Here is a 14743-nt window from a genome sequence, read left to right as displayed (position 1 = left end):
AATCTGACGCTAACGATCTGCTTCGCAAAATAATTTCACTCATTTACCCTCCGTTTACCTCCGCTTACGCGTTTAGCCATTGCGACAGCCTCTAAAAAAATACGTGCGATATATCGCATTCAGGTGCTATTCTGACCCAACACTGTTTAGTAAATTAAACAACAATCATGAACACAACACCTGAACTCCATTGTGATGTACTGATCATCGGCAGCGGCGCTGCCGGTCTCTCTCTGGCGCTGCGCCTGGCCGAGCATCAAAACGTTATCGTTCTGAGTAAAGGACCGATAAGTGAAGGTTCCACGTTTTATGCCCAGGGCGGCATTGCCGCCGTTTTTGATGAGACAGACAGCATTGCATCCCACGTCGAGGATACGCTCATTGCCGGAGCAGGGATCGTGGATGCACACGCCGCAGAGTTTGTCGCCAGCAATGCCCGTCACTGCGTTCAGTGGCTCATCGACCAGGGCGTCTTATTCGATACTCAGGTTCAACCCAACGGTGAAGAGAGCTACCACCTGACTCGCGAAGGCGGCCATAGTCACCGCCGCATCCTGCACGCAGCGGATGCCACCGGAAAAGAAGTGGAAACCACGCTGGTCAGCAAAGCGCTGAACCATCCTAATATTCGGGTTCTCGAGCGAAGCAATGCCGTTGACCTGATTATCTCTGACAAGATTGGCCTGCCCGGCACGCGTCGCGTGGTGGGCGCCTGGGTCTGGAACCGTAATAAAGAGAAGGTGGAGACCTGTCAGGCGAAGGCAGTGGTGCTGGCGACGGGCGGCGCCTCCAAGGTGTATCAATACACCACGAACCCGGACATAGCCTCCGGAGACGGTATCGCTATGGCCTGGCGCGCTGGCTGCCGGGTGGCGAACCTCGAGTTTAATCAGTTTCACCCAACCGCCCTGTTCCATCCCCAGGCGCGCAACTTCCTGCTGACGGAAGCCCTGCGCGGTGAAGGCGCGTATCTGAAACGCCCTGACGGCTCCCGCTTTATGCCCGACTTTGACGCCCGGGGTGAACTGGCCCCGCGTGACATCGTTGCCCGCGCCATCGATCATGAAATGAAGCGTCTTGGCGTGGACTGCATGTATCTCGATATCAGCCATAAGCCAGCAGAGTTCATTCGCCAGCATTTCCCGATGATTTACGAGAAGCTGCTCAACCTTGGCATTGATTTAACGAGTGACCCGGTGCCCATTGTGCCAGCGGCCCACTATACCTGCGGTGGCGTGATGGTTGACGATCATGGGCGTACTGACGTAGACGGTCTGTATGCTATCGGTGAGGTCAGCTATACCGGACTTCACGGCGCGAACCGTATGGCCTCTAACTCGCTGCTTGAGTGTCTGGTGTACGGCTGGTCGGCGGCGGAAGACATCACGAAGCGCATGCCTTACGCCCGCGAGACAGAGCGCCTGCCAGCCTGGGATGAAAGCCGCGTGGATAATCCGGACGAGCTGGTCGTGATCCAGCACAACTGGCATGAACTACGGCTGTTTATGTGGGACTACGTAGGGATTGTGCGCACCACGAAACGCCTGGAACGCGCCTTGCGCCGCATCACCATGCTGCAACAGGAAATTGATGAGTATTATGCTAATTTCCGCGTATCCAATAATCTGCTGGAGCTGCGCAATCTGGTGCAGGTTGCCGAGCTGATTGTTCGCTGCGCGATGATGCGTAAAGAGAGCCGCGGGCTGCACTATACCCTGGACTACCCGGATCAGCTTGCTGAATCCGGCCCGTCGATACTCGCCCCGCAGGTTTACATAAACAGATAAAATGCCTGGGTCAGGGCAGTGTAATCTTCGGAATAGCGCTGGTCTGGCCCACGGATCACCATTCGGTCATTAAAGCATTCACCCTCTTTTGGCGAGAGCGCCAGCAGCACGCGGTGCGGCAGTCGACCTTCCGTATCCGAAATATCGGTACGCAGACGTAACGTCCAGCCGATCTCCTGCGCGATACCGATGAACGTGTAGCCGGTACTCTCTGGCAGGACCACACAGAAAAAACCCTCTTCGGAGATGAGTTCTGCCGCGCTGGTGAGCAGCGCTTTATGATCGAGGGAGCCGGTATAACGCGCCTGTTCACGCTCGGGTGTCCCGCACTCAACGCCGGGCTCGTAGTAGGGAGGGTTGCTGACGATCAGATCGTAACGCGCGGTTTGTTCAGGCGCCCAGGCGAGCACATCTGCGCATTCCACCTTCATTCGCGCTGCCCAGGGGGATTCGGCCATATTGTCACTCGCCTGCTCTGCGGCCTGCGCGTCCAGTTCGACGGCATCAATGATGACATGTTCTTCCGTACGCTGCGCCAGCATCAGCGCCACCAGCCCGCTGCCGGTACCGATATCAAGAATACGCTTAACACCTGCGACAGGCGCCCACGCTCCCAGTAAAATACCGTCTGTACCGACCTTCATGGCACAGCGATCGTGCGCGACAAAAAATTGTTTAAACGTAAAACCATCGCGGCGCAGCTGCGCTTTGAGTTGAGACATGTCAGGGCAACCTTCTAAGTGAAACTGGAGTAGCATAGGGGAAAGCGAAGTGGCCGAAAAGCGATATCCATACAAACAGATGAAGATTACAGCCGTAACGTCTATAATCAGCGCCCCACACAGAGGTAGAACATGACTGTAACGACTTTTTCCGAACTTGAACTCGATGAAAGCCTGCTCAATGCACTTGAGAGCAAAGGCTTTACACGCCCGACCGCCATTCAGGCAGCGGCCATTCCGCCTGCGCTTGAGGGCCGCGATGTGCTCGGTTCTGCGCCAACCGGCACGGGGAAGACAGCAGCCTATTTGCTGCCTGTGTTGCAGCATCTGCTCGACTTCCCGCGTAAAAAATCTGGCCCGCCGCGTATTTTGATCCTGACGCCTACGCGCGAACTGGCAATGCAGGTTGCCGATCACGCGCGTGAACTTGCGGCAAATACTCATCTGGATATCGCCACCATCACCGGCGGCGTTGCGTACATGAACCACGCCGAAGTGTTCAGCGAAAACCAGGACATCGTCGTTGCGACGACGGGCCGCCTGCTGCAGTACATTAAAGAAGAGAACTTCGACTGCCGCGCGGTTGAAACGCTGATCCTCGACGAAGCCGACCGCATGCTGGACATGGGCTTCGCACAGGATATCGAGCACATTGCAGGGGAAACGCGCTGGCGTAACCAGACGATGCTGTTCTCTGCCACCCTCGAAGGGGAAGCGATCAAAGACTTCGCAGAGCGTCTGCTGGAAGATCCGGTGGAAGTCTCGGCGACGCCGTCCACCCGTGAGCGTAAGAAGATCCACCAGTGGTACTACCGCGCGGACAACCTTGAGCACAAGGTCGAATTGCTGAAACACCTGCTGAAGCAGGAAGATGCTCTGCGCACAATAGTATTTGTGCGTAAGCGCGAGCGCGTGCACGAGCTGGCTGAGATGCTGCGTAACGCCGGGATCAACAACTGCTATCTTGAAGGCGAGATGGCGCAGATTAAGCGTACCGAAGGGATTAAGCGTCTGACCGATGGTCGCGTTAACGTGCTGGTTGCGACTGACGTTGCCGCACGTGGGATCGACATCCCGGACGTCAGCCACGTCATTAACTTCGATATGCCGCGCAGCGGAGATACCTACCTGCACCGCATTGGCCGTACCGGCCGCGCGGGCCGCAAAGGGATTGCGATTTCACTGGTCGAAGCGCATGACTACCTGCTGCTGCAGAAGATTGGCCGCTATGTTGATGAGCCGCTGAAAGCGCGTGTTATTGACGAACTCCGCCCGACCACGCGTGCGCCGAGTGAAAAGATGACGGGTAAACCGTCCAAGAAAGCGCTCGCAAAACGTGCTGAGAGAAAAGAGAAAGAAAAAGAGAAACCGCGCGTGAAGCAGCGCCACCGCGATACCAAAAATATTGGTAAGCGCCGTAAGCCAAGCTCTGCCGCATCAGAGACGAAAACTGAAGAGTAAAAAAAGCCGGGGAAATCCCCGGCTTTTTTATTCCCCCCTGCTGAAGCCGTTACAGGCTTTCAGTAAAGGTACGGGCGATAACGTCGCGCTGCTGTTCTGGAGTCAGTGAGTTAAAGCGAACCGCATAGCCAGACACGCGGATAGTCAGCTGTGGGTATTTTTCTGGATGCTCAACGGCATCCATCAGCGTTTCGCGGCGCAGCACGTTAACGTTCAGGTGCTGACCCCCTTCCACGCGCACTTCCGGCTGCACTTCCATAGGAACTTCACGGTATTCGATTTCGCCCAATTTGTTTACCGGTACGATTTCATCTTCAGCAAAACCCGCTTTCGCAACGACGCAGCGCGCTTCGTTCTTCTCGCTGTCCAGCAGCCAGAAAGAATTGAGCAGATCGTCATTTGCAGCTTTAGTAATCTGGATACCTGTAATCATGTGTTGCCTCCCTTAGGCTACATTAACTCGTGTCGGCCTCTCGCGGCCAATTGGTAAAACCATTGTTTCTTGTGTGTATATATAACATTCACACCCCGGCGATTTATTGATTTAAATCAACAAAAACACCAACCACATAAAGAGTGTGGTTTGAATTTATTGTTTTAGATCAATTTAACAGCCTTACCAATTCAACTTACCCTGTATCTTTTCAAAATAAATTTAGCCACTTAGCACGTATTTCAGCGCGTAATTTTGCTCACCGGGGTGAAACAGGTAAGCTAGTCAGAGATTGAGATTCGCAGGAGAGCGAGATGACGACACCTTTAACCTGGCATGACGTGCTGGCAGAAGAAAAGCAGCAGCCTTATTTTATCAATACGCTCAGCACCGTTGCCGCTGAGCGTCAGTCCGGACAGACGATTTACCCGCCGCAGAAAGACGTGTTTAACGCCTTTCGCTACACCGAACTGAGCGATGTGAAAGTGGTCATTCTGGGCCAGGATCCCTATCACGGCCCCGGGCAGGCGCATGGGCTGGCGTTTTCCGTTCGTCCGGGCGTGGCTATCCCCCCTTCTCTGCTCAACATGTATAAAGAGCTTGAAGCAACCGTGCCCGGTTTTACCCGGCCAAACCACGGTTACCTGGAAAGCTGGGCGCGCCAGGGCGTGCTGTTGCTGAATACGGTGCTTACCGTACGGGCGGGTCAGGCGCACTCGCACGCCAGTCTGGGCTGGGAGACGTTTACCGATAAAGTCATCAGCCTTATCAACGAGCATCGTGAAGGGGTGGTGTTTTTACTCTGGGGTTCTCACGCGCAGAAGAAAGGGGCGATTATTGACCGTCAGCGTCATCACGTGCTGAAAGCACCGCACCCGTCACCGCTGTCTGCACATCGCGGTTTCTTTGGCAGTAATCATTTTGTTCTGGCGAATGAATGGCTGGAAAAACGTGGCGAAAAGCCGATTGACTGGATGCCTGTATTACCGGCAGAGAGCGAGTAGTTTGAGTTTGTATGCCCGGCTCACCGGGCATACAAAAAGCATAATGGCTTATGCCTTGTTCTGACGCCACCATTCGGCCAGCAGTACGCCGGTCGCAACGGATACGTTCAGACTTTCCACATTGCCTGTTCCGTCGATAGAGACGCTCAGATCCGCACTGGAGAGCGCCGCGTCAGACAGACCATCACGTTCCTGCCCCAGCACCAGCACCATTTTGCGCGGCAACGTCGCTTTAAACAGCGGCGTACCGGCATGGCTTGAGGTGGTCACGATGGAATAACCCGCTTTACGGAACTGCTCGAGTGCGTCCAGAACGCTGTCGCCGGTGATCGGCTGTACGTGCTCGGCTCCGCCTTCCGCAGTACGGATCGCGGCACCGGATTCCAGCAGCGCGGCATCCTGCAACAGCACGCCTTTCACGCCAAAGTGCGCGCAGCTACGCATCATTGCGCCCAGGTTGTGCGGGTTGCCCACATCTTCCAGGGCCAGCACGCAGTCATCGGCATCCGCCTGGCTGACCCACTGCTGCACGGTCGTGCCGTTACGCTTTTTGATCAGGAAGCAGACGCCGCCGTGGTGTTCAGTGCCGGACGCTTTGGTCAGCTCGGCATCATCAACCACGTGGTAGGCTTTACGGTTCGCGGCCATCCAGCGCAGCGCTTCTTTGAAGCGCGGGGTCACGCTCTGGATAAACCAGGCGCGGACGATACACTCAGGACGGCTCAGGAACAGCGCCTGGCAGGCGTTCTCGCCATACACGCGGGTCTCTTCCGCACGCTGACGGCGCAGCACTTCCGGGTCGATAAAGCTTTTACCGCTGATACCGCCGTGATCGGCTTTTTCCGGCGTCTCATCGCCAGGGGCGCGAGAAACGGTGCGCCACGGTGAGGCGTTATCACGTGAGAAGTCATCACGCGGACGATCGTCGCGTGAACGGTCACTGCGTGGGCGGTCGGAACGCGGACGGTCATCGCGTTTGCGATCGTCACGTTTGCGGTCATCACCGCGGTTATTTCTGTCATCGCGGGCGGGGCGACGGCCACCGTCTGCACGAGAAGACGCCGGACGCCCGCCACCTTTTCCGGTACGCGGATTTTGGGTGCGTTTATCAGAGTCATCATCACTGCGGACATACATCACTTTGACCTTGCCGCTTTTGTTTTTCATTTCGTCGTTCATGCTTTTCTCCACCAGCGCTGCGCGAAGCGCGCAGATTACCCGATGTGCCAGCGCATAGCCATAATTTCGTACAAAAGCCTGTGACTATTGTTCTCATTGAATAAAACGCATTGTTGTTTCAAACAGGCTCATTGATAATATGTAACATATTAGAAACATTATCGGCGTTGTGCCGCTGTCCCACGGCTCTATCAGAGGTTAGTTATGAATACCGTATGTGCCAACTGTCAGGCTCTTAATCGCATTCCGGACGATCGGATGGAAGATGGTGCGAAATGCGGACGTTGTGGCCATGAATTATTTGATGGCGATGTCATTAACGCGACGGGTGCTACGCTGGACAAACTCCTCAAGGACGATCTTCCTGTCGTGATCGATTTCTGGGCGCCATGGTGCGGCCCATGCCGTAGCTTCGCGCCGATTTTCGAAGATGTGGCCGAAGAGCGCAGCGGAAAAATGCGGTTCGTTAAGGTCAATACCGAAGCCGAACCCGAACTGAGCGCACGTTTTCGTATTCGCAGCATCCCGACCATTATGATTTTCAAAAATGGCGAAGTGATCGATATGCTTAACGGCGCGGTTCCAAAAGCACCTTTTGAAAGCTGGTTAAACGAGTCGCTGTAACATTCACGGGGCACGTCTTGTGCCCCGCTCCCGCCTCTGCGAAAATAGCGTTTTTCCTGCATTTCGCCCATGACTGATAACGCCGTTCTTAAATTACGCGCCGAACGCCTTGCGCGCGCCACCCGACCGTTCCTCGCACGAGGCAACCGTATTCGCCGCTGTCAGCGCTGCCTGCTGCCGCTGAAGGTTTGTCTGTGCGAGACGCTGGCACCGAGTACGGCACAGAGCCGTTTTTGTCTGGTCATGTTCGATACCGAGCCGATGAAACCCAGCAATACGGGGCGTCTTATCGCCGATATTCTGCCGGATACCGCCGCGTTTCAGTGGTCCCGTACGGAGCCGCCTCAGGCCCTGCTCGATTTAGTGGCCAGCCCGGACTATCAGCCTATGGTCGTTTTCCCCGCGTCTTATGCAGGCGCGGAGCGCCAGGTGCTTTCAACGCCGCCATCCGGTAAACCACCGCTGTTTATCATGCTGGACGGTACCTGGACCGAAGCGCGAAAAATGTTTCGCAAAAGCCCCTATCTCGACGCGCTGCCGGTGATTTCTGTCGATCTTTCCCGCGTCTCCGCCTACCGCCTGCGTGAAGCGCATGCTGACGGGCAATACTGCACCGCCGAAGTGGCGATTGCGCTTCTGGATTTAGCGGGAGATACCGCTGCGGCTGGGGCTCTGGGCAACCATTTCTCATGCTTCCGGGAGCGCTATCTGGCGGGAAAAACCGTTCATAAGGGCAGCGTCACAGCGCCCGAGCCAGAAAGCGTTTAAAATCATCAGGTCGCTTGCATTCACAGGAGGCCTGCATGAGCCAGCGAGGGTTAGAAGCGCTACTTCGTCCTAAATCCATTGCCGTTATCGGCGCATCAATGAAGCCGGATCGTGCTGGCTATCTGATGATGCGTAATCTGCTGGCCGGGGGATTTAATGGCCCCGTCATGCCCGTCACGCCGTCCTATAAGGCCGTTCAGGGGGTACTTGCATGGCCTGATGTACAAAGCCTGCCTTTCGTGCCGGATCTTGCCGTACTCTGTACAAACGCGAAGCGCAACCCGGAACTGCTGGAATCACTCGGCAAGAAAGGGTGTAAAACCTGCATAATTCTCTCGTCTCCGCCTGAACAGAAAGCCGAGCTTCTGGCCTGCGCCAGCCGCTATCAAATGCGCATTCTTGGGCCAAACAGTCTGGGCCTGCTCGCCCCCTGGCAGGGGCTGAATGCCAGTTTCTCCCCGGTCCCGATCCGCAAAGGCAAACTGGCGTTTATCTCGCAGTCGGCTGCGGTATCGAACACCATCCTCGACTGGGCGCAGCAGCGTGAAATGGGATTCTCCTACTTCATTGCCCTGGGAGACAGCCTGGATATCGACGTTGATGAGCTGCTGGATTTTCTGGCGCGTGACGGCAAAACCAGCGCGATCCTGCTTTATCTTGAGCACCTCAGCGACGCGCGTCGTTTTGTCTCGGCTGCGCGAAGCGCTTCGCGTAATAAGCCGATCCTGGTGATCAAAAGCGGACGCAGCCCTGCGGCACAGCGTCTGCTGCATTCTCATTCCGGCATGGATCCCGCCTGGGACGCCGCCATTCAGCGCGCGGGGTTGCTGCGGGTACAGGATACGCACGAGCTTTTTTCCGCCGTTGAGACGTTAAGCCATATGCGCCCGTTGCGCGGTGAGAAGCTAATGATTGTCAGTAACGGTGCGGCGCCTGCCGCACTCGCGCTGGACGAGCTGTGGCGGCGCTTCGGCAAGCTGGCAACGCTGAGTGAAGAGACGCTGCAGCGCCTGAAAGAAGCGCTTCCGACCAGCGTGACGCCCGGCAATCCGCTTGATTTGCGCGATGACGCCAGCAGCGACCACTACATCAGGGCGATATCCATTTTGCTGGATAGCCAGGATTTCGATGCGCTGATGATTATCCACTCCCCCAGCGCGGTCGCGCCGGGCAGTGAAAGCGCGCGCGCGCTCATTGACGCCGTGCGCAACCATCCGCGAGGTAAATACGTTACCCTGCTCACCAACTGGTGCGGTGAGTTTTCCTCTCAGGAGGCGCGGCGCTTGTTCAGCGAGGCCGGGCTGCCAACCTACCGCACGCCGGAAGGCACCATCACCGCGTTTATGCATATGGTGGAATATCGCCGCAACCAGAAACAGCTGCGTGAGACGCCGGCTTTGCCGGGGAATCTGACGGCGAACACCGTCGACGTTCACCGGCTGTTGCAGCAGGCTATCGAAGAGGGCGCGACCTCGCTTGATACGCATGAAGTGCAGCCCATTCTGGGCAGCTACGGGATGCAAACCCTGCCGACCTGGATCGCCAGCGACAGCGCTGAGGCCGTGCATATTGCTGAACAGATTGGCTATCCGGTGGCCCTGAAGCTCCGCTCCCCGGATATCCCGCATAAGTCTGATGTTCAGGGGGTTATGTTATACCTGCGTACGGCGACTGAGGTGCAGCAGGCAGCTGATGCCATTTTTGATCGGGTCAAAATGGCCTGGCCGCAGGCAAGGATCCACGGATTGCTGGTGCAAAGCATGGCAAACCGCGCAGGGGCTCAGGAATTACGGGTGGTGGTTGAACACGATCCCGTCTTCGGCCCGCTCATCATGCTGGGAGAGGGTGGCGTTGAGTGGCGTCCGGAGGAGCAGGCCGTGGTGGCGTTACCGCCGCTGAACATGAACCTGGCGCGTTATATGATCATCCAGGCGATTAAAAGTAAAAAGATCCGTGGCCGGAGTGCGCTGCGCCCGCTTGATATAGCCGGGTTAAGTCAGTTCCTGGTGCAGGTGTCTAACCTGATTGTGGATTGTGCCGAAATCCAGCGGCTGGACATTCATCCGCTGCTCGCCTCGGGCAATGAGTTTACGGCGCTGGACGTGACCCTGGATATCGCGCCATTCGAAGGAGACAGAGAGAGCCGTCTGGCGATCCGCCCGTATCCCCTGCAGCTGGAAGAGTGGGTTGAGATGAAGAATGGGGAACGCGCCTTGTTCCGCCCTATTCTGCCGGAAGATGAGCCCCAGCTGCGGGCCTTTATCTCTCAGGTCACGAAAGAGGATCTTTATTATCGCTATTTTAGCGAAATCAACGAATTTACCCACGATGATTTAGCCAATATGACCCAGATCGACTACGATCGAGAAATGGCGTTTGTTGCCGTTCGTCGCTCCGATAAGGGGGATGAGATCCTCGGCGTCACGCGTGCTATTTCTGACCCGGATAACGTCGATGCGGAGTTTGCGGTGCTGGTGCGCTCCGATCTTAAAGGCCTGGGTCTGGGCAGACGGCTGCTGGAAAAACTTATCAGTTATACGCGAGATCACGGATTGTTACGCCTCAATGGCATTACTATGCCTAACAATCGCGGTATGGTGACCCTTGCGCGAAAACTTGGGTTTGACGTTGATATTCAGCTGGACGAAGGTATTGTGGCCTTGTCCCTCAGTCTGACATCAGCAGACAAACGCGAGTAAGCTACTGGAAATGTTACCCACTTTGGACGGGACTGGTGGTATCATTGTCCGCTTATGTTGTTTGCATGGTACAGACAACCCTTCAATGAACAGAGAAGAAACGCACTGTGATGTTGTCAAAATTTAAGCGTAATAAACATCAACAACACCTTGCTCAACTACCGAAGATTTCTCAGTCAGTTGATGATGTAGAGTTCTTTTACGCTCCCGCTCATTTTCGGGAGACGCTTCTGGAAAAGATTGCCAGCGCCACGCGACGCATTTGCATTGTAGCGCTCTATCTTGAACAGGATGAAGGTGGGCGCGCGATCCTGAACGCGCTCTATGAAGCCAAACGTCAGCGTCCGGAACTTGATGTTCGCGTGCTGGTAGACTGGCATCGCGCTCAGCGTGGCCGTATTGGCGCTGCCGCCTCAAACACCAATGCTGACTGGTATTGCCGCACGGCGCAGGAAAATCCTGGCGTTGATGTGCCTGTTTATGGCGTCCCGGTTAATACCCGTGAAGCGCTCGGCGTCCTTCATTTCAAGGGATTCATCATTGATGACAGCGTGCTTTACAGCGGCGCAAGTCTGAATGATGTTTACCTTCATCAGCTCGATAAATATCGCTACGACCGCTACCATCTGATCCGTAATCCGCAGATGGCCGATATCATGTTTAACTGGGTTGATAAAAATCTGGTCCATGGCCGCGGTGTTAATCGCCTTGACGATCCTGAGCGTCCTAAAAGCCCGGAAATCAAAAACGATGTTCGCGCCTTCCGCCAGGAGCTGCGTGATGCGGTCTATCATTTCCAGGGTGATGCGAACAACGAAGAGTTATCCGTTACCCCGCTGGTAGGGCTCGGTAAATCAAGCCTGCTGAACAAAACGATATTCCATCTGATGCCGTGCGCGGAGCAGAAACTCACCATCTGTACGCCGTACTTCAACCTTCCTGCCGTGCTGGTGCGTAATATCATTCAGCTGCTGCGCGACGGTAAAAAAGTGGAAATCATCGTTGGTGATAAAACCGCAAACGACTTTTTCATTCCTGAAGATCAGCCGTTCAAAATCATCGGTGCGCTGCCTTATCTCTATGAGATCAACCTGCGCCGTTTCCTGAGCCGTTTACAGTATTACGTAAACACTGACCAGCTGGTTGTGCGTCTCTGGAAAGATGAGGACAACACTTACCATCTGAAAGGAATGTGGGTCGACGATGAGTGGATGCTGCTGACCGGTAATAACCTGAACCCACGCGCGTGGCGACTGGATCTGGAAAACGCTATCCTAATCCATGACCCGCAGCACGAGTTAGCCGCAAAACGTGAACGTGAGCTGGAGCTGATTCGCACGCATACCACTGTAGTTAATCATTACCGCGAACTGCAGAGCATTGCCGATTATCCGGTAAAAGTCCGCAAGCTTATCCGCCGCTTACGTCGTATCCGTATCGACCGACTTATCAGCCGCATTCTGTAATGTCCAGGCCCTGCCACCCGCAGGGCTTTTTTATGGAGCCGTTGATGCGTATTCCTCTGTTACTTAGCGTCCTCTTTCTGACTGGCTGTAGCCATATGGCCAACGATAACTGGTCCGGACAGGATAAAGCCCAGCATTTCCTCGCTTCCGCGATGTTGTCCGCAGCCGGCAATGAATATGCGCAGCATCAGGGATACAGCCGGGATCGTAGCGCGGCGATAGGGTTGATGTTCTCAGTCAGTCTTGGAGCATCAAAAGAACTGTGGGATAGCCGCCCCGCAGGGAGCGGCTGGAGCTGGAAAGATTTCGCCTGGGATGTCGCCGGCGCAACGACCGGCTATGCCGTGTGGCAGATGGCGCGCTATTAAAGTCGAATGCCTTTCCCTTTGCGATGCAACATCAGGGAAACAATAAAGGCCAGTGCGCCCATTATCGTTACGTACCAGAAGAATGTCGTTTCACTTCCCCATGATTTAAGCGATAACGCAACGTACTCCGCCGATCCGCCAAACAACGCATTAGCTACCGCATAAGAGAGCCCTACCCCTAAAGCACGTACCTGCGCCGGGAACATTTCGGCTTTCAGTATTCCGCTAATAGAGGTATAGAAACTGACAATCACCATCGCCAGCATCACCAGCGCAAACGCGGCATATGGCGAAGTCACATGCTGAAGGGCAGACAGAATAGGTACGGTACATAACGCCGACAGCCCGCCAAAAATCAGCATCGACGTTCGTCGACCGATTTTATCCGAGAGCGCACCGATAATAGGTTGTATGAGCATAAAGACAAACAGCGCCACGGTCATGACTACGCTGGCAACGTTTGCGTGCATGCCGGTGGTGTTCACAAGGTACTTCTGCATATAGGTGGTGAACGTGTAGAAACTAAGAGAGCCGCCCGCAGTAAAGCCCAGCACCATAAGGAAAGCTTTGCGGTTACGCCATAACCCTTTGAATGTTCCAGCCTCCTTCAGCGTTCTGACTTCCTTCTGAGAGGTTTCATCTAACTGACGGCGTAGCCAAAGTGCGACCACCGCCAGTACTGCACCCATCGCGAAAGGAATTCGCCATCCCCAGGCGTGAAGTTGTTCGTCCGTCAGGATTTGCTGCAGGATCACCACCACAAGAATGGCCAGCAGTTGACCACCAATCAGCGTGACATACTGGAATGAGGCGTAAAAACCTTTACGGCCTTCCAGTGCAATCTCACTCATGTAGGTCGCACTGGTACCGTATTCTCCGCCCACCGATAATCCCTGAAATAAGCGGGCCAGTAAAAGTAGCGCCGGTGCCCAGGTACCAATCGATTCATATCCCGGCAAGCAGGCGATCACCAGAGAACCAAAGCACATCATGCACACCGAGATCAGCATAGAAGCCTTTCGGCCGCGACGATCCGCAATGCGACCGAACAGCCAACCCCCGATGGGTCGCATTAAAAACCCTGCGGCAAAAACCCCCGCTGTTTGTAGCAGCTGCGTTGTGGTGTTGCCGGATGGGAAGAAAATATGAGCGAAGTAGAGTGAACAGAATGAGTAGACGTAAAAGTCGAACCATTCAACCAGATTCCCTGAAGAGGCGCTGACGATTGCCCATACCCTTCTTCGGGTATCACTGTTAGCCAGCGTCCCGTTTGATGTAATGCTTTCTGTCATTGTGATTATGCTCCTGCCATAAACAGCGGCGTATTGAGCCAGGAGACTCAATTACCTCGTAAATGAAATGTTATAATTTTGTTATAAATAACATTGCGACAGGGATCACACATTCCATTAGCAGGATAAGGGATTAAGAGAAAGGCCAGAGAGGATAAGCACAAAGCAAAAAACCCCGCACCTTACGGTACGGGGTTCTTCTATTTGATGCCTGGCAGTTCCCTACTCTCACATGGGGAGACCCCACACTACCATCGGCGCTACGGCGTTTCACTTCTGAGTTCGGCATGGGGTCAGGTGGGACCACCGCGCTAAAGCCGCCAGGCAAATTCTGTTTAATCTGTATCAGGCTGAAAATCGTGTCTGTCTCATCCGCCGAAACAGCTTCGGCGTTGTAAGGTTAAGCCTCACGGTTCATTAGTATCGGTTAGCTCAACGCATCGCTGCGCTTACACACCCGACCTATCAACGTCGTAGTCTTCAACGTTCCTTCAGGACCCTTAAAGGGTCAGGGAGAACTCATCTCGGGGCAAGTTTCGTGCTTAGATGCTTTCAGCACTTATCTTTTCCGCATTTAGCTACCGGGCAGTGCCATTGGCATGACAACCCGAACACCAGTGATGCGTCCACTCCGGTCCTCTCGTACTAGGAGCAGCCCCCCTCAATTCTCCAGCGCCCACGGCAGATAGGGACCGAACTGTCTCACGACGTTCTAAACCCAGCTCGCGTACCACTTTAAATGGCGAACAGCCATACCCTTGGGACCTACTTCAGCCCCAGGATGTGATGAGCCGACATCGAGGTGCCAAACACCGCCGTCGATATGAACTCTTGGGCGGTATCAGCCTGTTATCCCCGGAGTACCTTTTATCCGTTGAGCGATGGCCCTTCCATTCAGAACCACCGGATCACTATGACCTGCTTTCGCACCTGCTCGAGC

The 14743-nt window shown here is 54.9% G+C and carries 12 protein-coding genes and 2 rRNA genes; 8 read left to right on the top strand and 6 right to left on the bottom strand.

From position 1 onward, the window contains the following. Window positions 1–167: 167 nt before the first annotated feature. Entirely contained in the window at window positions 168–1787 is a 1620-nt protein-coding gene (gene nadB / locus AC27FC_RS15895) for an L-aspartate oxidase (protein WP_094935801.1), read from the top strand. Here nadB and trmN read toward each other — a convergent pair. Next, entirely contained in the window at window positions 1772–2509 is a 738-nt protein-coding gene (gene trmN / locus AC27FC_RS15890; protein ID WP_094935802.1) for a tRNA(1)(Val) (adenine(37)-N(6))-methyltransferase TrmN, read from the bottom strand. The two genes, nadB and trmN, sit on opposite strands and share 16 nt — an antisense overlap. 132 nt (window positions 2510–2641) lie before the next feature. Between trmN and srmB the strand changes: the two genes are divergently transcribed. Beyond that, window positions 2642–3970: an ATP-dependent RNA helicase SrmB gene (gene srmB / locus AC27FC_RS15885; RefSeq protein ID WP_196354980.1), complete on the top strand. Its 1329-nt coding sequence runs from the start codon at window positions 2642–2644 to the stop codon at window positions 3968–3970. Window positions 3971–4019: 49 nt separating this feature from the next. Here srmB and grcA read toward each other — a convergent pair whose 3' ends face one another. Beyond that, the gene (gene grcA / locus AC27FC_RS15880) at window positions 4020–4403 is read right to left on the bottom strand and encodes an autonomous glycyl radical cofactor GrcA (RefSeq protein WP_029741127.1); all 384 of its coding nucleotides are present in this window, start codon (window positions 4401–4403) and stop codon (window positions 4020–4022) included. 314 nt (window positions 4404–4717) lie between these two features. Between grcA and ung the strand changes: the two genes are divergently transcribed. Then, a complete protein-coding gene (gene ung / locus AC27FC_RS15875) occupies window positions 4718–5407 on the top strand; it encodes a uracil-DNA glycosylase (RefSeq protein WP_023308856.1) in 690 nt (229 codons plus the stop codon). 48 nt (window positions 5408–5455) lie between these two features. Here the strand turns inward: ung and AC27FC_RS15870 are convergent, their stop codons facing one another. Then, window positions 5456–6586: a tRNA/rRNA methyltransferase gene (locus AC27FC_RS15870; RefSeq protein ID WP_047060787.1), complete on the bottom strand. Its 1131-nt coding sequence runs from the start codon at window positions 6584–6586 to the stop codon at window positions 5456–5458. A gap of 204 nt (window positions 6587–6790) precedes the next feature. On the opposite strand from AC27FC_RS15870, the gene trxC reads away from it, so the two are divergent. The 5 genes from trxC to AC27FC_RS15845 all read left to right on the top strand — a co-directional run bounded on the left by trxC (window position 6791) and on the right by AC27FC_RS15845 (window position 12511). Further along, window positions 6791–7210, top strand: a complete 420-nt coding sequence (trxC, locus tag AC27FC_RS15865) for a thioredoxin TrxC (RefSeq protein ID WP_023308858.1) — start codon at window positions 6791–6793, stop codon at window positions 7208–7210. 69 nt (window positions 7211–7279) lie between these two features. Further along, window positions 7280–7978 (top strand): tRNA-uridine aminocarboxypropyltransferase, encoded by a 699-nt coding sequence (gene tapT, locus AC27FC_RS15860; RefSeq protein WP_196354981.1) that lies wholly within the window; start codon window positions 7280–7282, stop codon window positions 7976–7978. Window positions 7979–8013: 35 nt separating this feature from the next. Beyond that, window positions 8014–10677: a bifunctional acetate--CoA ligase family protein/GNAT family N-acetyltransferase gene (locus tag AC27FC_RS15855; RefSeq protein WP_094935806.1), complete on the top strand. Its 2664-nt coding sequence runs from the start codon at window positions 8014–8016 to the stop codon at window positions 10675–10677. A 110-nt stretch (window positions 10678–10787) separates the two neighbouring features. Further along, on the top strand, window positions 10788–12143 hold the full coding sequence (gene pssA, locus AC27FC_RS15850; protein ID WP_023333068.1) for a CDP-diacylglycerol--serine O-phosphatidyltransferase: 1356 nt from the start codon (window positions 10788–10790) through the stop codon (window positions 12141–12143). Window positions 12144–12187: 44 nt separating this feature from the next. Next, the gene (locus AC27FC_RS15845) at window positions 12188–12511 is read left to right on the top strand and encodes a YfiM family lipoprotein (protein WP_033146245.1); all 324 of its coding nucleotides are present in this window, start codon (window positions 12188–12190) and stop codon (window positions 12509–12511) included. On the opposite strand, the gene AC27FC_RS15840 is transcribed toward AC27FC_RS15845, so the two are convergent. The 3 genes from AC27FC_RS15840 to AC27FC_RS15830 form a co-directional block, all read right to left on the bottom strand. Beyond that, window positions 12508–13803 carry an MFS transporter gene (locus AC27FC_RS15840; protein WP_029741120.1) on the bottom strand — a complete coding sequence of 432 codons (1296 nt, stop codon included), beginning with the start codon at window positions 13801–13803 and terminating at the stop codon, window positions 12508–12510. The two genes, AC27FC_RS15845 and AC27FC_RS15840, sit on opposite strands and share 4 nt — an antisense overlap. 209 nt (window positions 13804–14012) lie before the next feature. Beyond that, window positions 14013–14128 (bottom strand): 5S ribosomal RNA (rrf, locus tag AC27FC_RS15835). A 71-nt stretch (window positions 14129–14199) separates the two neighbouring features. After that, a 23S ribosomal RNA gene (locus AC27FC_RS15830) occupies window positions 14200–14743 on the bottom strand; the annotation flags it as partial.

The sequence above is a fragment of the Enterobacter sp. C3_dUdeg genome (assembly GCF_057536195.1).
The sequence above is the reverse complement of the archived record's forward strand: the minus strand, read 5'-3'. Positions and strand labels throughout refer to the sequence as shown.

What these genes read in the sequence shown, in the direction of transcription:
- tapT (WP_196354981.1), top strand. Translation starts at nt 7,280, where the DNA reads ATGACTGATAACGCCGTTCTTAAATTACGCGCCGAACGCCTTGCGCGC.
- AC27FC_RS15845 (WP_033146245.1), top strand. Translation starts at nt 12,188, where the DNA reads ATGCGTATTCCTCTGTTACTTAGCGTCCTCTTTCTGACTGGCTGTAGC.
- pssA (WP_023333068.1), top strand. Translation starts at nt 10,788, where the DNA reads ATGTTGTCAAAATTTAAGCGTAATAAACATCAACAACACCTTGCTCAA.
- srmB (WP_196354980.1), top strand. Translation starts at nt 2,642, where the DNA reads ATGACTGTAACGACTTTTTCCGAACTTGAACTCGATGAAAGCCTGCTC.
- nadB (WP_094935801.1), top strand. Translation starts at nt 168, where the DNA reads ATGAACACAACACCTGAACTCCATTGTGATGTACTGATCATCGGCAGC.
- AC27FC_RS15870 (WP_047060787.1), bottom strand. Translation starts at nt 6,586, where the DNA reads ATGAACGACGAAATGAAAAACAAAAGCGGCAAGGTCAAAGTGATGTAT.
- AC27FC_RS15840 (WP_029741120.1), bottom strand. Translation starts at nt 13,803, where the DNA reads ATGACAGAAAGCATTACATCAAACGGGACGCTGGCTAACAGTGATACC.
- ung (WP_023308856.1), top strand. Translation starts at nt 4,718, where the DNA reads ATGACGACACCTTTAACCTGGCATGACGTGCTGGCAGAAGAAAAGCAG.
- trxC (WP_023308858.1), top strand. Translation starts at nt 6,791, where the DNA reads ATGAATACCGTATGTGCCAACTGTCAGGCTCTTAATCGCATTCCGGAC.
- grcA (WP_029741127.1), bottom strand. Translation starts at nt 4,403, where the DNA reads ATGATTACAGGTATCCAGATTACTAAAGCTGCAAATGACGATCTGCTC.
- trmN (WP_094935802.1), bottom strand. Translation starts at nt 2,509, where the DNA reads ATGTCTCAACTCAAAGCGCAGCTGCGCCGCGATGGTTTTACGTTTAAA.
- AC27FC_RS15855 (WP_094935806.1), top strand. Translation starts at nt 8,014, where the DNA reads ATGAGCCAGCGAGGGTTAGAAGCGCTACTTCGTCCTAAATCCATTGCC.